Here is a 19503-nt window from a genome sequence, read left to right as displayed (position 1 = left end):
CCGCCCGGCCGCCCTTCGCGGGTGTTCAGGCGGCGTTCGACAGGTCGGTAACTGCGGTGGCCTTGTCGCCGTCGGTCGCGTTCCGCAGCTGGGGCACCAGGACGTCCAGCGCGTACAGCAGGGCGTTCGGGCCGCTGTACGCCAGCGCCCCGCCCAGCGGCGTGGAGAAGGACGTGTAGAGGGCGCGGTCCTCGGTGACCACCTTGAGGCGGCTGAACGCCGGCGAGGCCAGCATGTCCTTCTTGGCCGCGCCGTTGACGAAGAGCACGTCACGGTCGAGCAGGTCCAGGCGCTCCTCGCTGACTTCGTCCTTCTCGGTCTGGGCCGCAAAGCCCAGGGCGTCGAACAGGGCGCGGCGCGGATCCTTGGCGGGGATCAGCCAGTGCTGGCCCTTCTCCGGTCCGAAGTCGACGGCGAGGGTCTTGCCGGCGAACTGCGGGTTGGCCTTCCTGGCCTCCTCGGTCTTCGCGTTCACCTTGTCGACCAGCGCCTGGGCCTCGGCGGGCTTGCCCAGGGCCTTGCCCACGGTCAGGGTCTGCACGTCCCAGGGGGTCTGCTCGTCCGCGTACGCCGAGGACTGGATGACCGTCGGGGCGATCTGCGACAGCTTCTCGTACGTCTCCTTGGTGATCGTCTCGTAGATCGCCAGGATCACGTCGGGCTGCTGCTTGATGATCGCCTCGAAGTTCAGCTCGGCCGAGAACGTGGTGATCTTCTTGCCACCGAGCGCCGACTGCACCCACGGGTACGTGGGGTACTCGGTGAACCATTCGCGCGTGCTGACCGGCACCACGCCCAGCGCCAGCACCGGATCCTGATCGTTCCAGCCGACGGTGACGACGCGTTCGGGCTGCTTCTCGATCGTCGTCGAGCCGAACTTGTGCTCGATCGTCACGGGGAACGCGGCCGCGGAGGAGCCGGAGGACGCGGGGGCCGCCGCGTCGTTCTCGTCGGCGGCGCAGGCCGTGATGGTGGTGGCGGCGACCAGGCCGGCGGCCACGACGGCGAGCGCCCGTCGCCGGCCTCGGAAGCGGAGGGTCATGCGAGCTCCTGATGATCGGGGGTCCGTGAGGTCGGTCGTCAGGTTAGGTTAGGCTAACTTTGTTTCGCCCCCGGGGTGCGCCCCCCGCCTTTCCTTGGAGGACCACAGACATGCAGCGGACACTGCTTGGTGGCAAGATCCACCGCGCCACCGTGACCCAGGCAGACCTGCACTACGTCGGCTCCATCACCATCGACAAGACCCTCATGGACGCCGCCGACCTCGTCGAGGGCGAGCAGGTGCAGGTGGTCGACATCGACAACGGCGCACGGCTGGTGACGTACGTCATCGAGGGCGCGGCGGGCTCCGGCGTGATCGGCATCAACGGCGCCGCCGCCCGGCTCGTCTCGGTCGGCGACCTGATCATCATCATGTCGTTCAAGCAGGTCGACGAGGTCGAGCGCGCCTCGTACGCGCCGCGGGTCGCGCACGTCGACGCCCGCAACCGCCTGGTCGGCATCGGCGCCGACCCCGCCGCGCCGGTGCCCGGCGCCGACGACCAGATCTCCGGCAAGGTCCTGGTCCACTGAGGACATGGGTGCGCTGACGATCTGCCGCGACTGCTGCTGCGGCAGCGCCCGGAAACACCCCGACGTCGATCATGACGCGCAGCTCGCCGCTCTCCGTGCGGCGGTGGGAGAGCGTCATCGGGTACGCGTGAGCGAATGCCTGAGCGTGTGCGAGCGCTCCAATGTGGTCGTGGTGCACCCGGCCCCCGCCGCCCGCCGGGCCGGTGCCCGGCTCGTCCACCTCGGCGACGTCCTCGAGGACCATCTGGTCGGTGCGGTGGCGGCGTGGCTGGACGCGGGCGGCCCGGGGCTGGCCGAGGTGCCCCCCGTGCTCACGCCGCGGGTTTTCGATCCCGCGGACTACGCGGACTGAAACCGCGACGGGTCTATGCTTCGTGCCGGTGACCCGTTGGAAGTCCGAGCCCGGTGCGGAGCACGCCGATGAGTTCGACCAGTATTCCGCTGCCGGGCGCAAGCCGTAACCAGAGGACGATGCCGATGAGCGCGCCCGAGCAGAACGGCGGGCCGACGGTCCGCCGGCTGCAGCTCGGCGCGCGCCTGCGCAGCCTGCGGCTCGCCGCGGGGATCACCCGGGACCGGGCCGGCTACGAGATCCGCGGCTCCGAGTCGAAGATCAGCCGGATGGAGCTGGGCCGGGTCGCGTTCAAGGAGCGCGACGTCACGGACCTGCTCAAGCTGTACGGCGTGGCCGACGCCGGCGAGCACCAACGCCTGCTGGCGCTGGCCCGCGAGGCCAACTCGCCCGGCTGGTGGCACTCGTACGGCGACGTGCTCACGACGTGGTTCCAGAACTACCTCGACCTCGAGCAGGCGGCCGAGCTGATCCGCACGTACGAGATCCAGTTCGTCCCCGGCCTGCTCCAGACGGACGCGTACGCCCGCGCGGTCATCATGCTCGGCCACGGCACGGCGTCGGCGGAGGAGATCGACCGCCGCGCGGACCTGCGCATGGCCCGCAAACAGCTGCTGGGCCGCCCGGACTCGCCGCGCCTCTGGGCGGTGATCGACGAGGCGGTCCTGAAGCGCCCGATCGGCGGCCGGGACGTCCTGCGCGACCAGATCTCCGCGCTGCTGGAGGCGTGCACGCATCGCACCATCCGGCTCCAGGTCATCCCGTTCCGCACCGGCGGCCACGCGGCGGCCGGGGGCGCGTTCACGATCCTCCGCTTCCCGCACCAGAACCTGCCCGACGTCGTCTACATCGAGCACCTGACGAGCGGGCTCTACCTCGACAAGCGCGAGGACGTCGACCACTACGCGGCGGCGATGGGCCGGCTGTTCATCGAGGCCGAACCGCCGGACAGAACCCCCGAGCTGCTCCGCCAGGCCCTCCGCGACCTCGACGACTGATCCGCGCATACTGGCGCGACGGCCACCGCGGGCCGCGAACGGGGGAGTCGAGTGAACATCTTCGGTGAGACGGTGAAGCTCCGGGCGATGGGGCCGGACGACGCCGAGTCCCTCTGGCGCTGGAACCACGACCCGGAGGTCATGCGCTGGATGGACGACGGGTACGCCCAGCCGCTCGAACGGGTCCGCACCTGGCTGACGGAACGCCCCCGCAACGGCTACGGCGATGTGCTGTTCGGCATCGAGACTCTTGCCGAGCAGCGCCTCATCGGCCTGGTCCGGCTCCGCGACGCCGAACCGGAGACCGGCTGCGCGGAGCTGGACATCTACGTCGGCGAGAAAGACTGCTGGGGCAAGGGCTTCGGCACCGACGCCGTGCGTACGGTGTGCCGCTACGGCTTCGACAAGATGCGCCTGCACAAGGTCTCGCTGACGGTGGTGGCCGGAAACGTGGGCGGGCTCCGGGCGTACACGAAGGCGGGTTTCGTCGAGGAGGGCCGCCTCCGCAGCGTCTTCCGCCGCGACGGCGGATGGCACGACAAGATCGCGATGGGTCTGCTCGAGGGTGAGCTGCGTCAGCGCGGGAAGCTCGTCAGGTAGCCGCCCATCGTCGTGAAGTAGTCGTGGGCCGCCAGCTCCACGCCCTCGTCCGTGCGTACCCGCTTGATCAGGAGCGCTTTGCTCCGGCCGCGACGGGCCTCCGCGCCCGCGACCACCGTCACGCCGTCGCCCTCGCGGTAGAAGATGCGGCCGGGGGTGCCGCCGTAGACCGCCTGTGACACGCCCGCCCGGACGATCTCGAGGCGGCGGCCCCGGTGGAAGCAGAACGCCTGCGGGTACGGCGCCGACTGCGCGCGGACCAGGCGGGAGAGCTCCTCGGCCGGCCAGGTCCAGTCGATGCGGATGTCCTCCTCGGCGCGCTTGTGGAAGAAGCTGGCCTTCGACCGGTCCTGCGGCACGAAGTCGCGGCGTCCGGAGGCCAGCTCGCCCAGGCCGTCCACGCTGATCGGCCCGAAGAGCTCGAGGGTCTTGTGGAAGAGGTCCGTGGTCGTGTCCTCCGGGCCGACCGGGACGGCACGCTGCAGCACGATCGGGCCCGCGTCCAGCGTCTCGTCCATCAGGTGCGCGGTCACGCCGACCTCGGGCTCGTCGTTGAGCAGGGCCCAGATCAAGGGCGAGAATCCCGCGTACGCCGGCAGCAGCGCATCGTGCACGTTGAGCGTGCCGAGGGCCGGCAGGGTGAAGACGCGCGGCGGGATCCACGTGCGCCAGTTGGTCGCCACGATGACGTCCGGCGCGACCTGTCTCAGGGCCTCGTACAGCTCCTCGTCGTCCGGGCGTTCACGGATCAGCACCGGGATCCCGGCGGAGCCGGCCAGCTCCTCGACCGAGTCGGACCACACCTTCTCGTACGCGCCCTCGCCCCGCGGATGGGTGACCACCAGGACGACCTCGTGTTCCGAGTCCAGCAACGCCTGGAGGGTGCGGTGGCCCCAGGTCTGGAAACCGAACATGACGACTCGCATGGATTTCTCCCTCACCAGGCACTGCGGACGACGCTCGTGCTTAGGTTAGGCTAACCAACACCTCGGGGTCAGATCGGCCCCGCCATGGAGGGGACGGTCATGTCTGAACCTGAACTCGATGTCGTGGGAATCGGCTTCGGTCCGTCGAACCTCGCCATGGCCATCGCCGTCGCGGAGCACAATGGTGCGGCCGGTCGGGAGGCGGCGGTCACGGCGCGGTTCCTCGAGCGCCAGGCGTCGTTCGGCTGGCACCGCGGCATGCTGCTCGACGACGCGACCATGCAGGTCTCGTTCCTCAAGGACCTGGTGACGCTGCGGAACCCGACGAGCGAGTTCAGCTTCCTGCGCTACCTGCACGGCGAGGGCCGGCTGATCGACTTCATCAACCACAAGAACCTCTTCCCGCTGCGGGTCGAGTTCCACGACTACTTCGCGTGGGCCGCCACGCAGGTCGCCGATCAGATCACGTACGACGCCGAGGTGCTGTCGGTGCGGCCCGTCGAGGACGCGGCCGGCGACATCACCGCGGTGGACGTCCTCTCCCGGCACGGCGGCCGGCTCACCACCCACCGCGCCCGCAACCTCGTCATCGGCACCGGGCTGCGCCCGCGGCTGCCCGAGGGCGTGACCGCGTCGGCCCGCGTCTGGCACACCAGCGACCTGCTGCACAACCTGCCGGACATCCGCGGCACGAAGCCGCGCCGGTTCGTCGTGGTCGGCGCCGGGCAGAGCGCCGCCGAGGCGGTCGCGACGCTGCACACCGAGTTCCCCGAGGCGGAGGTCTGCGCGGTCTTCTCCCGTTACGGCTACTCGCCGGCCGACGACAGCTCGTTCGCCAACCGCATCTTCGACCCCGAGGCCGTCGACGACTTCTACCGCGCGCCCGAGAGCGTCAAGCGGCAGCTCATGGACTACCACGGCAACACCAACTACTCCGTCGTGGACGTCGGCCTCATCGAGGACCTCTACCGCCGGGCGTACCAGGAGAAGGTCCTGGGCCGGCAGCGCCTGCGAATACTGAACGTCTCCCGGCTCGCCCAGGTCACCGACGGCCCGGACGCCGCGGTGGCCACGGTCCGCTCGCTGGTCACGGGCGAGGTGACGACTCTGGAGGCCGACGTCGTGGTCTGCGCGACCGGCTACCACCAGGCCGACCCGTACGGAGTCCTCGGCGACGTCGCAGATCTCTGCCTGCGCGATGCGCAGGGCCGTCCCCAGGTCGAGCGGGACTACCGCGCGGCGGCGGACCCCCGGCTCCGGGTGGGCGTCTACCTTCAGGGAGGTACGGAGCACAGCCACGGCATCACCTCGGCGCTGCTGTCGAACACGGCGATCCGGGTGGGCGAGATCCTCGACTCCGTGGTGGCGCACCGCAGCGCCAGGGCCCTCGTCGCGGCCTAGCGCCGGAGGGGCGGCGTCAGCGGCGGCGGAGATCGGCGAGGATCCGGCCGCTGATGTGGCGGATCAGCTTGAGCATGTCGGCACAGTAGACGGACGGGTTGAGATATCCGTCACCCGGCCGGTAGCGGTGGGCGTAGTGACCGCCCCCGCAGACGGCGTGCACAGGGCACGCCCGGCAGGCCGCCGACAGGGCCTCGACGCCGATCTGCCGGGCGACGACGCCGGGATGGTCCAGGGCGGCGTCGAGCGCGTCGTCGAAGACGGTCAGCCCGGTGAAGCAGGCGCCCGGATAGCTGGCCTTCAGGCTGTCGACCAGCTCGATCGCGCCGTCCGACTCCACGACGACCGCGGCGACCGGGCTCAGCCCGACCTGTTCCGAGCGGCCGGCCCCGCCGAGCACCAGGCCCATCACGTCCTCGAAGAGCCGGATCCGGGTCTCCTGGCGGGGTGCGTCGTACCAGCGGTCGAACACGGCGATCAGCCAGTCGGCGTGCGGCGTACGGCTGCCCGCGGGGTCGCGCTCCGGGGGCGACGACCAGTTCGCGTGCGGGATGAGCAGGTCCAGGTCCGGGGGCCCGTACGCCAGCAGCGCCTCGTAGCTCGCGACCGGGTCGGTCGACGGGTCCACCGTGCAGAGCAACCCGGCGAAGACCTCCCGGTACGCCGGGCTGCCGAGCAGGCGCAGCGCCCGATCGACGGCGGCGTGGCTGCCTCGCCCGTCGGCGTACCGTCTGCGCCGGTCGTTGGTCTCGGCCGTGCCGTCGAGGCTGACCCCCACCCGCACGCCCTGCCGCACGAAGAGGTCGAGCAGGGCCGGGTCGAGCAGGACCGCGTTGGTCTGGAGCCGGATGTCCAGCCGGCACTCGCCGCTGAATGCGGCCCGGAAGTCGCCGACGAGCGTGGTCAGCCGGTCGATCCCGGCCAGCAGCGGCTCACCGCCGTGCAGGACCAGCCGCATGCCGGCCGGCCGGTGGGCGGCCGCGTGCTCCGCCATCCGCCCTGCTGCCGCCAGCCAGGTCGTGCGCTCCATGACCGGTGGCCGGTTCCGCCAGCTCCGGTCGGCCATCGTGTAGACGTAGCAGTAATCGCACGCGAGGTTGCATCTCTGATGGACCTTCAGCACGACTTCCCGGAACGGCACCGGTCCATGTCCCGCCGCCCGCAGGGCGGCCACGTCGAGGGTGCGATCCGGCCACCGAGGGACCGTGACGATCTCGGCCGGTGGCAGCGCGCGCGGGACGCCCACGAGGTTCCCTCTCCTTTCGGTCGCCGAGCCGATCGTAGTGGGGGGTACCGCTAGCCCTTTTTCCACTGTCGACTCATACGTTCGGCCGAGTTCGAGTCTTGATCGTTGTCCTGGTTCGTTCCGCGGAGGAAACTTCGTCCTCGCGTTGATCCTCCCCCTCGACGCCTAGGACGTGGTCATGACTCAGCCTCGACATCCCGCCGTCGGGCACGCCCGCAAGCGAAGTCCGCTTCCCTGGGTGCTGCTCGCCGTCTTCCTCGTGGCGCTCGGCGTCGTCCTCGTGCCCAAGCTCGTCAGCTCGGGCAAGGACGACGACCCCGCGCCGGTCGCCGCTTCACAGGCCGACCCGATGCTTACCGCGGTCGACAAGTGCGACCCCACCAAGGAGGGCCTGCGGCTCTCCGACAAGAACCGCAAGCTGACCGTCAACGGCGCCGGGAAGAAGTTCCCCGTGGGCCTGCACGACGACTCCATGGCGTGCGTCCTGGACACCCTCGGGGTGCCCGGGGCGCTCAGCTCGCGGATGACCTCGACCGTCTCCGCCGACGGGCAGCTCGAGGGCGAATGGCCCGGCTACAGCGTCGTGTGGACCAACGACCCCGACAAGGGCCTCGACCTGACGGTCACCCGCACCAGCTGACCCCCGCCGGCCTCGGCTCAGATCTCCAGCGAGGCGGCCAGGCGTGGGTCGTCGAGGGCGTGCGCGGCGGTGACCGCGTACGCCCCTGGCAGCGTGCGCCATCCGTCGTCCCATGCCTGCCAGGTGCGCCCGGGCAGCGGGATCCGTACGGTCACCGTCTCGCCCGGCCCCGCCTCGACCGGGGCGAAGCCGGCCAGGCGGCGCGCGGGGCGTTCCGGGTCCGCCGGGCCGGGGCGGGTGGGGCCCGCGTACACCTGCACCACCTCGCGGCCCGGGCGGCTGCCCGTGTTCGTCAGCGTCACCACCGCCTCGGTGGTCGTCGCGGCCAGGTCGTCGTAGCGCCAGGTCGTGTAGCCGAGGCCGTGGCCGAACGCGTACCGCGGTGGGGTGCCCGCGCGATCCCACGCGCGGTAGCCGATGAAGAGGCCCTCGTCGTACTCGACGATCCCGTCCCACGGCACCACCCGCAGGACCGGGCAGTCCTCCTCGCGGCGCGGCCAGGTGGTGGGCAGGCGCCCGCCCGGCTCCTCGGCGCCGAGCAGCACGTCCGCCAGCGCCGCCCCGGCCTCCTGGCCCGGGAACCAGGTCAGCAGCACCGCCGCCACCTCGTCGGCCCACGGCAGCAGCACCGGCGAACCGGCGTTGACCACCACCACGGTCCGGGGGTTGGCCTCGGCGACCCGCGCCACCAGCTCGTCCTGCCGGCCGGGCAGGGCCAGCGACGTGCGGTCGAAGCCTTCCGACTCGACCTGCTCGGTGGTGCCGACCACCACGATCGCCACGTCCGACCCGGCCGCCAGCGCCACCGCCTCGGCCAGCAGGCCGTCGTCGGAAACCCCGGGCGCCCGGTGGCCGAGCGTCGCGGAGACCGTGTGCGCCATCCCCGGCCGGATGGTCTGCCGCAGCATCACCTCCACGGGTACGCCGGCAGCCAGCGCCACGGTCGTCCGCTGCTCCCGGGGCGAGAGCAGCAGGTCGGCGCGCCCGGTGCCGGGCGGGTGCAGGGTGCCGGAGTACCGCTGTTCGCCGCCGATCACCAGGTCGAACGTGCCGAACCCGGAGACCGCGAAGATGTGGTCGCCGTCCTGCCGCGGGGTGAACGTGGTGCGCAGCTCGAGCCCGGTCATGTCCTCCGGTGCGATCCCGCCGGGCAGGTCCCCGATCCACCGGACCGCGGCCGACGGGACGTCGAACCGGTGATCCGCCCCCAGCAGCGTCACCGACGTGGGTCCGGCGAGCGCGGGCAGGAACGGCCGCGGATCGGCCCCGACCGCATGCACGACGTCGGCCCCGGGCAGGGCCCGGGTCAGGCCCTCCAGCGGGGAGATCACGTGCGGCGGGGTCACCTGCGCGCTGCCGCCGCCGAGCACGCGGGCGTCGGTGGCCAGCGCGCCGATGACCGCCACCCGGGTCAGGGCGGCCGGCTCCAGCGGCAGGACGTCGTGCTCGTTGCGGGCGAGGACGAACGAGCGGGCCGCGACGGTGTGCGCCACGGCGTCCCCGTCCAGGTCCGCGGGGAACGAGGCGACCGCCGGGGGTACGCCGTCCAGCAGCCCGACGCGTCCCGCGAGGCGCAGCACCCGGCGTACCTTCTCGTCGATCAGGTCTTCCGGCACCTCACCGGAGCGCACCGCGGCGACCAGCTCGGGCCCCCACGGGTTCTCCAGGGCCGGCATGGCGATGTCGAGGCCACCGAGCGCGGCGCCGACGGTGTCGCGTGCGGCCCGCCAGTCGGAGACCACGATCCCGTCGAAGCCCCACTCGTCCTTGAGCACGTCCGACTGCAGCGGCCCGTGCGAGGCCATCGGCAGGCCGTTCACGCTGTTGTACGCGCTCATCACGCCCCACCCGCCGGCCGCCACGACCCGCTCGAACGGTGCCAGGTAGAGCTCGCGCAGGGCCCGCTCGCCGATCCGCACGTCGACGGTCATCCGGTCGGTCTCGAAGTCGTTGCCCACCAGGTGCTTCACCGTGGTGCCGACGCCGTGCTCCTGCACGCCCGTCACGAAGCCCGCGCCGATCTCGCCGGAGAGCAGCGGGTCCTCGGAGTAGCACTCGAAATGCCGGCCGCCCAGGGGAGTCCGCTGCAGGTTCACCGTCGGGCCCAGCAAGAGGTGCACGCCCTTGCGGCGGGACTCCTGCCCGAGCAGCCGCCCGGCCGTCCGGGCCAGCTCCGGGTCCCACGTCGCGGCCAGCGCGGTCGGGCTCGGCAGGGCGATGGACGGGTCCTCCGGCGCCCAGCCGGTGCCGCGAACGCCGATCGGCCCGTCGCTCATGACCAGCGAGCGCAGGCCGATCCGGGGGATCGCGGGCAGGGACCAGAAGTCCTGACCGCCGAGGAGCGAGACCTTCTCCTCGAGCGTGAGCCGGCTGATCAGGTGGTCCATGGAAGCGCTCCCATCGGATCGGCCGGTGCCGGCCTTCAGTCCGTTTTTGGGTGGTGGCGGGGTGGTTGGACGGGGATCTTACGTGCGCAGGTACGAGGCCCCGTTCAGGTCGATGATCGAACCCGACGCCCACTCCGCCTCCGCCGAGGCCAGCCAGTGCACCGCGCTCGCGATCTCCTCCGGCCGCGCGACCCGGCCGAAGGGGCTCTGCGCCCGGATCGCCGCCCCGCGCTCGGACTTGAGGTGCTCGTTGGTCATGTCCGTCTCGACGAAGCCGGGTGCCACGCAGGCCACCGCGATCCCGTACGGCGCCAGCGCCACGGCCAGCGACTGGGCCATCGAGTTCAGGGCGGCCTTGCTGGCGCCGTACGCCGGCTGCTCGGGCTCACCCCGGAACGCGCCGCGTGAGGACACGTTGACGATCCGGCCGCCGCGCTCGCGCATGTGCTGGGCGGCCGCCCACGCCGCGTTCGCCGCGCCGAACAGGTTCACGTCGAACGTGCGGCGCCACGTCGCCTGCCAGTCGTCGTACGCCGTACCGAAGACCGGGTGCGGCGGGTCCGCGCGGCCGAACGCGCCGGCGTTGTTGACCAGGACGTCCAGGCCACCCAGCCGGGCCGCGGCATCGTCCACCATGGCGCGTACGGCCGCGGGATCGGCGAGATCCGCCTGCACCACCACATGGCCCTCGCCCGGCAGCGCCGCGGCGAGCTGCTCGGCCAGCGGCGCGGAGTCGCGGTGATGCACCGCCACCCGGTCGCCGCCGTCCGCGAACCGCCGGGCGATCGCCCGGCCGATGCCGCGGGAGGAACCCGTCACCAGAATCGCCCGACGTGTCATACCGCCACCATAAGATCTCCGATGTGGAGCCCCTGACGAACGCGCGGCAGCGCCTCGAGCGAGCCGTCCGCAAGGTCCAGGCCGACGCGCGGGTGCCCGCGCTCTCGGTCGCCCTGCACCGCGCCGACCGCGACCTCTGGACCTGCACGATCGGGTCGTCCGGCAACCCGGACCACCCGCTCGGCGCCGACAGCCGCTTCCGCATCGGCTCGGTCACCAAGACCTTCACGGCGGTCCTGGTCCTGCAGGCCCGCGACGACGGGCTGCTCGACCTCGACGACCCGGTCTCCGCCCACCTCGCCGTGCCCGCGCACGGCACCGCGACGATCCGCAGCCTGCTCTCGCACACCGCCGGCTACCAGCGCGAGCCGCACGGCGACGTGTGGGACGTGCTGGTGGCCCCCGACGACCGGCGGCTCCTCGACGACCTCACCCGCGCCGAACGGGTCCTGCCGCCCGGCCGCCGCTACCACTACTCCAACCTCGGCCTGGCCGTGCTGGGCCAGCTGGTCGCCCGCCTGCGCGGCGGCACCTGGGCCTCGGTCCTGCAGGAGCGGATCCTCGACCCGCTCGGGCTCACCGCCACCACGGTCGAGCCCACCGCCGGCGCCGCGGTCGGCTACCTCGTCGACGCGTATTCCGACGCCGCCCGCCCGGAGCCGCAGCTGCACATGGGCGGCGTCTCCCCGGCGGCCCAGCTCTGGAGCACGGCCGCCGACATGGCCCGCTGGGCGGCCTTCCTCGCCGACCCCGCGATCATCGACCCGGGCGCGCTGGTGCTGGCCCCGGCCACCCTCGACGAGATGCGCTGGCCGCGTACGACCACCGACGAGACCCTGTGGAACGGCGGCTTCGGCCTCGGCCTGATCCTGGTGCCGCAGGGCCGGCGGGTCCTGCACGTCGGCCACGACGGCGCGATGCCGGGCTTCCTGGCGGGCGTCTACGGCCGCCGCGGCGGCGAGGGCAACCCGGGCGCCCTCGGCGCGGCCGTCCTGGGCTCCTCCGGCACGGCGATCGAGATCAACGAGCTCGTCCACGAGCTGCTGACGATCGCCGTCGACGCCGACCCGGCCGACGTCCGGCCCTGGTCGCCGGGCCCGCCCGCGCCCCCGCAGTACCGCAGCGTGCTGGGGCCCTGGTGGAGCGAGGGCTTCCCGCACGTCTTCAGCTGGCACGACGGAACCCTGCAGTCACGTGCGGCGGACGCACCGGCCGACCGGCCGCCGTCGATCTTCCGCCCGATCCCCGACCGGCCGGACACGTTGCGCACCGTGTCGGGGCGGGAGGCGGGGGAGGTGCTGCGGTTGACCCGCGATGCGCAAGGGGTGGTCGTGCGGATGCATTGGGCCACCTATCGGTTCACCCGGCAGCAGGAGACGTTCGACGGAGTATCTGTGTCCGAGGGCTGACGTCGCGCTCCGTAGTTATTCGCGTGCTCTTCCGGCGACCTCGAAACGGCCGATAATGGCCTCGGCGGGGTCGCTCCCGAGCGGATACGATGGCACGATCCTTACGCGCGCCGCCGCAACGGCGGGGATGAGAAAGAGAGCAGGTGGCGTAGGCCGTACGGCCGCCCCTATGACCGGCACCGAACAGAGCAGCGCCGCCGCTCGGGCGCAGACCAGGATCTCGGTCTCCGACCCGAAGATCATGGTGAACCTGCTCGGCCCCAAGGACGAGATCCTGCGGCTGGTCGAGCGGACTCTGACGAGCGACGTGCACGTCCGCGGCAACGAGATCACCATCACCGGCGTCCCGGCCGACAACGCCACCGCCGAGCGGCTGTTCTCCGAGCTCATCGAGCTCATCGAGAAGGGCGAGACGCTCAGCGTCGACGCCGTGCGCCGCACCGTCGCCATGCTCGAGGAGAACACCTCCGAGCGCCCGGCCGAGGTGCTGACGCTCAACATCCTGTCCCGGCGCGGGCGCACCATCCGCCCCAAGACCCTCGGCCAGAAGCGGTACGTCGACGCCATCGACGAGAACACGATCGTGTTCGGCATCGGCCCCGCGGGCACCGGCAAGACGTACCTGGCGATGGCCAAGGCCGTGCAGGCCCTGCAGGCCAAGCAGATCAACCGGATCATCCTCACCCGTCCGGCGGTCGAGGCCGGCGAGCGCCTGGGCTTCCTGCCGGGCACGCTCAACGAGAAGATCGACCCGTACCTGCGGCCGCTGTACGACGCCCTGCACGACATGCTCGACCCCGAGACCATCCCGCGGCTCATGCAGGCGGGCACGATCGAGGTCGCGCCGCTGGCGTACATGCGGGGACGGACCTTGAACGACGCCTTCATCATCCTCGACGAGGCGCAGAACACGACGCCCGAGCAGATGAAGATGTTCCTGACCCGGCTCGGGTTCGGCGCCAAGATCGTGGTCACCGGCGATGTCACCCAGGTCGACCTGCCCGGCGGCACCTCCAGCGGCCTGCGGGTCGTCCGGGAGATCCTGCGGGGCGTCGAGGACGTGCACTTCGCCGAGCTGTCCAGCTCGGACGTGGTCCGGCACCGGCTCGTGGCGGAGATCGTCGACGCGTACGCCCGCTACGACGCCGACCAGGAGCAGCAGACCAGCCAGCAGGCCGTCCGGGCGGTGCAGCAGCAGGGCGCCGCCGGCGGCCGACGGCGGCGCTGAGCTGCCCGTGCCCGGCCCGGCGGTCCGGTGGGCCGGCGCACCGAGGGACAATGGGTGTCGAGGGGGCCGGCGGCCCGGTGCGGCACGGAAGAACGGGTGCCGGCCGGACGGCGGCCCGGCACGGCAAGTGATCATCGGCGCCGGCGGTTCCGGCGGCGCCGCACCGCATCGAGACCAGGGGTAACGCACCACATGTCCATCGAGATCGCCAACGAGTCGGGAGTCGAGGTCGACACCGACGCGATTCTCGCGGTGGCCCGGCACGCGCTCGAGGAGATGGGGGTCAACCCGCTCGCCGAGCTGTCGATCCTGCTCGTCGACATCGACTACATGACCGAGCTGAACCATCGGTGGATGGGCAGCGAAGGGCCGACCGACGTCCTCGCCTTCCCGATGGACGAGGGCAGCGTCGACCACGGGCCGGGCGAGGCCGGCACGGGCGAGCCGGCCCTGCTCGGCGACATCGTGCTCGCCCCCGAGGTCGCCTCCAAGCAGGCCGCGACGGCGGGGCACACTCCCGCCGACGAGCTGCACCTGCTGACGGTCCACGGCGTCCTGCACCTGCTCGGCTACGACCACGCCGAGCCCGAGGAGGAGCGGGAGATGTTCGCGTTGCAAGCCCGGCTGCTGCAGAGCTGGCGTTCCGGACGGCGGACCGGCTGATCCGATGGACCCGTCCTCACCGGCCGCCCTCACCGACCCGTCGCCCTTGACCGCCGTCCCCGATCCGTCGGTGCCGGCCGCTGCGGCGCATCCTTCCGGGCCGGTCGATTCGATCGTGCTCGCCGCGGATGCCGCCGCCGGGCTCCCCGACGTCCAGCTGATCATCTACGCGGTCGTGCTGGTCTTCCTGGCCGGCCTGGCCTCCATGACCGACGCCGCCCTCGCGACCGTCTCCCCGGCCCGCGCCGCCGAGATGGAGCGGGAGGGTCAGCGCGGTGCCGCCGCCCTGGCCGCCGTCGCCGGCGACGTGGTGCGGCACCTCAACCTGCTGCTGCTTCTGCGGCTGCTCTGCGAGCTGACCGCGACCACGCTGGTCGCGCTCGTCGCGGTGGACAGCTGGGGGGTCGGCTGGCGGGCCGCGCTCGTCACCGCCGGGGCGATGACCCTGGTCAGCTTCGTCGCGGTCGGCGTGGGCCCGCGTACGGTCGGACGGCAGCACGCGTACGCGGTGGGCAAGGCGACCGCCCCGCTGGTGCGATGGATCGGGCGGGTGCTGAACCCCCTGGCGTCGCTGCTGATCCTCATCGGCAACGCCGTCACGCCGGGCAAGGGGTTCCCCGAGGGGCCGTTCGGCAGCCAGGTGGAACTGCGGGAGCTGGTCGACCTGGCCGAGCAGCGCGGCGTCGTCGAGCACGGCGAACGGGAGATGATCCACTCGGTGTTCGCGCTGGGTGACACCATCGCGCGCGAGGTGATGGTGCCGCGTACCGAGATGGTGTGGATCGAGGCGCCGAAGACCCTCCAGCAGGCGCTGTTCCTCTTCCTGCGTTCCGGCTTCTCGCGGATCCCGGTCATCGGGGACAGCGTCGACGACGTGCTCGGCGTGCTCTACCTCAAGGACGTTGTCCGCCGCACCCAGAACGGCGACCCGGCCGCCTCCGCGATGCCGGTCGCCGACCTGATGCGTACGGCGACGTTCGTGCCGGAGTCGAAGCCCGTCGACGACCTGCTGTCCGAGATGCAGGCGGCCCGCACCCACCTGGTCATCGTCGTCGACGAGTACGGCGGCACCGCCGGCCTGGTCACCATCGAGGACATCCTCGAAGAGATCGTCGGCGAGATCACCGACGAGTACGACGTCGAACGCCCGCCGGTGGACCACCTCGAGGACGGCGCGGTCCGGGTCACCGCCCGGCTGCCGATCGAGGACCTCGGCGACATCTTCGGCGTGGAACTGCCCGCCGACGAGGTCGAGACGGTCGGCGGCCTGCTGGCCCAGACGCTCGGCCGGGTGCCGATCCCCGGTGCCACCGTGGACGTCGGCGGCCTGCACCTCATCGCCGAGGGCACCACCGGCCGCCGCAACCGCATCGACTCGGTGCTGGTGCGCCGGGTCGAACCCCCGTCGGACGATTCCGGCGACGACGAGAACGCCCCCGAGACCGAGGAAAGACAGCACGCCGATGCCTGACCAGACCATTTCCACCGGCCCCGCCGACACCGAGCTCAGCGCGGAGGACGCGAAGCTGGTCACCCTGGCCCGCGGCGCCCGCGCCCGGGTGGGTGCGACCGAGGGAGCATCGGTACGCGACCAGGACGGCCGCACGTACGCGGCGGCGACGGTGTCGCTGCCCAGCCTCAAGGTGACGGCCCTGCAACTCGCGGTGGCGTCGGCGGTAGCGGCGGGCGCGACCAAGCTCGAGGCCGCCGCGGTGGCCACGGACTCGGACACGCTCGACGGGGCCGGCCACGCCGCGGTACGCGACCTGGCGGCGGACGCGCCCATCCACGTGGCGGCGCCGGACGGCACGCTGCTGGGCACGGTGACGGAGTGACGGATCCGGCCGGCGGGGGCGAGGAGCGCAGGCTGACCCCGGGAGAACGGAACGAACAGCGCCGCCGGGAACGCCGCGAGGCACGACGCCAGCAGGGCGAAGCGGCCGGCCGGGGTGGCGCCGGCGCGGGCCGGGGTGGTGCGGGCGCGGGCCGGGGCGGCGCGGCAGCCACCGGCCGGGGTGGCGCGGGTGTCGGCCGAAGTGCGGGAGCCGGTCGGGGCGGCGCGGGAGCCCCCGGGAGTGCAGGTGCCGGCACCGGGCGGAGTGCGGCCGGCGGTGGCAGTGGCGCGGGCGGACGCCGGCCCGGCGCCGGCAGCGGCGCAAGCGGTGTCGGCCGGGGCACGAACCCGGGTGGTGCAAGCGGTGTCGGCCGCGGCGGAAACCCGGATGGTGCAAGCGGTGCCGGGAGCGGAGCGGGCGGCGCGAAGCGACGCGGTAGCGACGCACCCCGAACCCCCGCAACTCCGCCCGACGGCAGCACCCCCGCAGTACCCGTGAGCCCGGGGCCCCAGGCAAACGCGGGCGCCACCAAAGCGCGTACCGGAAAAAATCGGCACAAGGCCGCGCGGCGGGATCAAGCTCGGGACGATGTCTACCGCGCCGGGTTTGCGTGTTTTGTGGGTAGGCCGAATGCGGGCAAGTCCACGCTGACCAACGCGATCATCGGCCAGAAGATCGCCATCACGTCGAGCAAGCCGCAGACCACGCGGCACGTCATCCGGGGCGTGCTGCACCGGGAGGACGCCCAGCTCGTCCTCGTCGACACGCCCGGGCTGCACCGGCCGCGGACGCTGCTGGGGGAGCGGCTCAACGATCTCGTGCGCGAGACGTGGAGCGAGGTCGACGTGATCGGGGTGTGTTTTCCGGCGGATGAGCCCGTCGGGGCCGGGGACCGGTTCATCTCGGCCGAGATCGCCGAGCTCAAGGCCACCGTCATCGCCGTGGTGACCAAGGTCGACCTGGTGCCACCGGCGGTGCTCGCGGAGCGGTTGCTGGCGGTCAGCAAGCTGTACGACTTCGCCGAGATCGTGCCGGTGAGCGCCGTCTCCGGGCATCAGGTGGAGACGCTCGTCGATGTGATCGTCGGCCACCTGCCCGAGTCGCCGCCGCTGTATCCGGATGATGTGCTGACCGAGGAGCCCGAGCAGGTGCTGATCGGCGAGCTGATCCGGGAGGCCGCCCTCGAGGGGGTGCGCGACGAGCTCCCGCACTCGATCGCGGTGCTGGTCGAGGAGATGCTCGTCGAGGGGCGGCTCACCAAGATCTATGCCAACCTGTACGTCGAGCGCGACAGTCAGAAGTCGATCGTGATCGGTACGAAGGGCGCCCGGCTGAAGGACGTCGGGACCCGGGCCCGCGCCGAGATCGAGACGTTGCTGGGTCGCAAGGTCTACCTTGACCTGCACGTTCGCATCGCGAAGGAGTGGCAGCGCGATCCGAAGCAGCTGCGCCGTCTCGGGTTCTGAAAATAGCTCGATTTACCGATATTTGTGGGCATAGTCACCTGAGCCCGGTTTCATGTTGCTTGTCCGGGTCCGGTTTCGATAGGCGTTGACGCCATGCGAAACCGGTACCTGGACCTGCTGCGCGCCGTCGCGATCGTCCGGGTGGTGCTCTACCACTCGACCGGGTGGGCCGCGCTGACCGTGGCCCTGCCGGCCATGTCCGTGATGTTCGCCCTCGCCGGTTCGCTGATGGCCGCGTCGATCGACCGGTCCGGGCCGCTCGCGGTCGAGCGCCGGCTGCGCCGCCTGCTTCCCTCGCTCTGGGCGATGACGGTCATCGCCGTGCCCGCCATGCTGCTCAGCGGGCTCGCCTGGGATTGGAGGGTGCTCTACTGGGGCTTCCCGCTGCAGGATCCGCCCGCGAACGGCTGGGGTTCGATGGCCCTCGCCGCCACCTGGTACCTGCGTGACTTCCTCTGGTTCGTGCTGCTCTCCCCGCTCGCCCTGCCGGCCTTCCGGCGCTTTCCGAAGACGAGCGTGGCCATTCCGTACGCGGCCCTGACCGCGATCACCCTCGGGGACCTGGCCGTGCACCCGATCGTGCGGGACATGGCCCTCTACGGCGGCGCGTGGCTGCTCGGCTTCGCCCACCACGACGGCATGCTGCGCCGCGTGAACCGCCGGGCCCTCGTCGCCGCTGCCGGGTCGCTCGCCGTGGGCGGCGCGGCCTGGATCGTCACCCATCCCGGACCCCGGGGGTACGACCTGAACGACATTCCCCTCGGCAACGCGCTGTGGTCGGCGGCGTTCGTCCTCGTCGCCCTGGGCTTCGCGCCGGTAGCCACGGCGGCGCGGTCGGGCCGGCTGCTGACGATCCTCAACGCCCGGGCGCTGACGATCTACCTGTGGCACGTGCCGATCATCGTCGCGGTCACCAAGCTGGGGGAGGCGCACGGGCTGCCGACCCGCGGTTGGGACGGCATCAGCTGGCGCCTGGTGGTGATCGTCCCGCTGGTCACGGTGGCCGTGCTGCTGGCGGGGTGGGTCGAGGACGTCGCCGCCGACCGTCCGCCGCGGCTGCTGCCAGGCCGCCGTCCCCGCAGCGCGCCCGTTTCGCCGGCGCTGCCGCCCGTGGCCGTGCCGGTGGCCGCCGAGGCGGGCGGCGCTAGGAGGTGACGATGGAGGCGTTGCCGCTGCCGGTGTGGACGTCCAGGACCTTGGTCGCCTTGGGATCCGACGCGATGTCGGACTCGAAGTCGCCGGAGCCGACCTGCCGCGCGATGCGGTACGACCCAGGCGGCACCATCAGGTCGACGTTGCCGCTCGACACCCGGGCCGTCACGGACGCGGGCTGCACCAGCTGCAGGTCGATGTTGCCGGAGGTCGCCTCCGCCGTGATCGCGCCTCCGCCGGTCAGCTCCATGCCCTCGATGTTGCCGGACCTGGTGGTCAGGTTCGCCTTGCCGGCGAGCCCGGTCGCGACGATGTTGCCGGAGCGGGCGCCGGCCTTGACCTCACCGGCGATCCGGTCCAGGACGATCTCGCCGGACGTCACGGTCACGTCGGCGGAGCCCACCTGGACGAGGGTCAGGCCGCCGGAGTTCAGCTCGCCGCGGACGGCGACGCCGGTGGGCGCCTCGATGTCGTACGAGACCCGGCAGTCGGCGCCGCAGCTGGTGTCGACGGCGAGGCTGGTGCCGGTGAGCCGGTAGGACGCCCCCGGGTCCGCGCCGCTGCTGCGCACGATCCGCTTGATGTGCGTCTCGGCGATGGGAGCGGTCCGCACCGAGACATCGCCGCTGGAGCCGGACACCACGATCTCGGTGATCTTCACCTTCTCGGTGTCGTCATACGTCAGCTTCGCGGCGCCGATGCCCTGGTCGCAGCCGGTGAGGGCGGCCGCCGCGGCGGCGGCTACCAGGGTCAGTGCGGCGGCGCGCCGGCTCAGTCTCGCGGTCATG

At 72.1% G+C, this 19503-nt stretch carries 19 protein-coding genes; 13 read left to right on the top strand and 6 right to left on the bottom strand.

Going from position 1 to position 19503, the window contains the following annotated elements:
* Positions 1 to 25: 25 nt before the first annotated feature.
* Positions 26 to 1042 carry an ABC transporter substrate-binding protein gene (locus AB0368_RS24915; RefSeq protein ID WP_366156358.1) on the bottom strand — a complete coding sequence of 339 codons (1017 nt, stop codon included), beginning with the start codon at positions 1040 to 1042 and terminating at the stop codon, positions 26 to 28.
* A 110-nt stretch (positions 1043 to 1152) separates the two neighbouring features.
* On the opposite strand from AB0368_RS24915, the gene panD reads away from it, so the two are divergent.
* The 4 genes from panD (at position 1153) to AB0368_RS24895 (ending at position 3522) form a co-directional block, all read left to right on the top strand.
* A complete protein-coding gene (gene panD, locus AB0368_RS24910) occupies positions 1153 to 1572 on the top strand; it encodes an aspartate 1-decarboxylase (protein WP_366156357.1) in 420 nt (139 codons plus the stop codon).
* A gap of 13 nt (positions 1573 to 1585) precedes the next feature.
* The gene (locus AB0368_RS24905) at positions 1586 to 1924 is read left to right on the top strand and encodes a hypothetical protein (protein WP_366156417.1); all 339 of its coding nucleotides are present in this window, start codon (positions 1586 to 1588) and stop codon (positions 1922 to 1924) included.
* 125 nt (positions 1925 to 2049) lie between these two features.
* Positions 2050 to 2922 (top strand): helix-turn-helix transcriptional regulator, encoded by an 873-nt coding sequence (locus tag AB0368_RS24900; protein ID WP_366156356.1) that lies wholly within the window; start codon positions 2050 to 2052, stop codon positions 2920 to 2922.
* A 51-nt stretch (positions 2923 to 2973) separates the two neighbouring features.
* Complete coding sequence (locus AB0368_RS24895; RefSeq protein ID WP_366156355.1) at positions 2974 to 3522, top strand: GNAT family N-acetyltransferase; 549 nt, start codon at positions 2974 to 2976, stop codon at positions 3520 to 3522.
* Here AB0368_RS24895 and AB0368_RS24890 read toward each other — a convergent pair.
* Complete coding sequence (locus tag AB0368_RS24890; RefSeq protein ID WP_366156354.1) at positions 3498 to 4448, bottom strand: methionyl-tRNA formyltransferase; 951 nt, start codon at positions 4446 to 4448, stop codon at positions 3498 to 3500. The two genes, AB0368_RS24895 and AB0368_RS24890, sit on opposite strands and share 25 nt — an antisense overlap.
* 99 nt (positions 4449 to 4547) lie before the next feature.
* Between AB0368_RS24890 and AB0368_RS24885 the strand changes: the two genes are divergently transcribed.
* Positions 4548 to 5849 (top strand): lysine N(6)-hydroxylase/L-ornithine N(5)-oxygenase family protein, encoded by a 1302-nt coding sequence (locus AB0368_RS24885; RefSeq protein ID WP_366156353.1) that lies wholly within the window; start codon positions 4548 to 4550, stop codon positions 5847 to 5849.
* A gap of 16 nt (positions 5850 to 5865) precedes the next feature.
* Here the strand turns inward: AB0368_RS24885 and AB0368_RS24880 are convergent, their stop codons facing one another.
* Positions 5866 to 7095: an FxsB family cyclophane-forming radical SAM/SPASM peptide maturase gene (locus AB0368_RS24880; RefSeq protein ID WP_366156352.1), complete on the bottom strand. Its 1230-nt coding sequence runs from the start codon at positions 7093 to 7095 to the stop codon at positions 5866 to 5868.
* Positions 7096 to 7273: 178 nt separating this feature from the next.
* On the opposite strand from AB0368_RS24880, the gene AB0368_RS24875 reads away from it, so the two are divergent.
* A complete protein-coding gene (locus AB0368_RS24875; protein WP_366156351.1) occupies positions 7274 to 7735 on the top strand; it encodes a hypothetical protein in 462 nt (153 codons plus the stop codon).
* Between the two features lie 17 nt (positions 7736 to 7752).
* On the opposite strand, the gene AB0368_RS24870 is transcribed toward AB0368_RS24875, so the two are convergent.
* Positions 7753 to 10122, bottom strand: a complete 2370-nt coding sequence (locus tag AB0368_RS24870) for a glycoside hydrolase family 3 C-terminal domain-containing protein (RefSeq protein ID WP_366156350.1) — start codon at positions 10120 to 10122, stop codon at positions 7753 to 7755.
* Positions 10123 to 10200: 78 nt separating this feature from the next.
* The gene (locus tag AB0368_RS24865; RefSeq protein ID WP_366156349.1) at positions 10201 to 10962 is read right to left on the bottom strand and encodes an SDR family oxidoreductase; all 762 of its coding nucleotides are present in this window, start codon (positions 10960 to 10962) and stop codon (positions 10201 to 10203) included.
* Positions 10963 to 10994: 32 nt separating this feature from the next.
* Here AB0368_RS24865 and AB0368_RS24860 point away from each other — a divergent pair, with 32 nt between their 5' ends.
* The 7 genes from AB0368_RS24860 (at position 10995) to AB0368_RS24830 (ending at position 18718) form a co-directional block, all read left to right on the top strand.
* Positions 10995 to 12371, top strand: a complete 1377-nt coding sequence (locus tag AB0368_RS24860; RefSeq protein WP_366156416.1) for a serine hydrolase domain-containing protein — start codon at positions 10995 to 10997, stop codon at positions 12369 to 12371.
* A gap of 169 nt (positions 12372 to 12540) precedes the next feature.
* Positions 12541 to 13599: a PhoH family protein gene (locus tag AB0368_RS24855; protein WP_366156348.1), complete on the top strand. Its 1059-nt coding sequence runs from the start codon at positions 12541 to 12543 to the stop codon at positions 13597 to 13599.
* A gap of 192 nt (positions 13600 to 13791) precedes the next feature.
* Positions 13792 to 14262: an rRNA maturation RNase YbeY gene (gene ybeY / locus AB0368_RS24850; protein WP_366156347.1), complete on the top strand. Its 471-nt coding sequence runs from the start codon at positions 13792 to 13794 to the stop codon at positions 14260 to 14262.
* Between the two features lie 4 nt (positions 14263 to 14266).
* Positions 14267 to 15733 (top strand): hemolysin family protein, encoded by a 1467-nt coding sequence (locus tag AB0368_RS24845; protein WP_366156346.1) that lies wholly within the window; start codon positions 14267 to 14269, stop codon positions 15731 to 15733.
* On the top strand, positions 15726 to 16097 hold the full coding sequence (locus AB0368_RS24840) for a cytidine deaminase (protein ID WP_366156345.1): 372 nt from the start codon (positions 15726 to 15728) through the stop codon (positions 16095 to 16097). The genes AB0368_RS24845 and AB0368_RS24840 overlap by 8 nt, the downstream gene beginning before the upstream one ends.
* A gap of 494 nt (positions 16098 to 16591) precedes the next feature.
* Positions 16592 to 17563, top strand: a complete 972-nt coding sequence (gene era, locus AB0368_RS24835) for a GTPase Era (RefSeq protein ID WP_366156344.1) — start codon at positions 16592 to 16594, stop codon at positions 17561 to 17563.
* Between the two features lie 93 nt (positions 17564 to 17656).
* A complete protein-coding gene (locus AB0368_RS24830) occupies positions 17657 to 18718 on the top strand; it encodes an acyltransferase (protein ID WP_366156343.1) in 1062 nt (353 codons plus the stop codon).
* Here AB0368_RS24830 and AB0368_RS24825 read toward each other — a convergent pair.
* Positions 18708 to 19502 (bottom strand): DUF4097 family beta strand repeat-containing protein, encoded by a 795-nt coding sequence (locus AB0368_RS24825; protein ID WP_366156342.1) that lies wholly within the window; start codon positions 19500 to 19502, stop codon positions 18708 to 18710. The two genes, AB0368_RS24830 and AB0368_RS24825, sit on opposite strands and share 11 nt — an antisense overlap.
* Position 19503 lies beyond the last annotated feature (1 nt).

This window comes from Actinoplanes sp. NPDC051475 (assembly GCF_040689425.1).
GTDB lineage: Bacteria > Actinomycetota > Actinomycetes > Mycobacteriales > Micromonosporaceae > Actinoplanes.
This window is presented reverse-complemented; position numbering and strand designations above follow the sequence as displayed.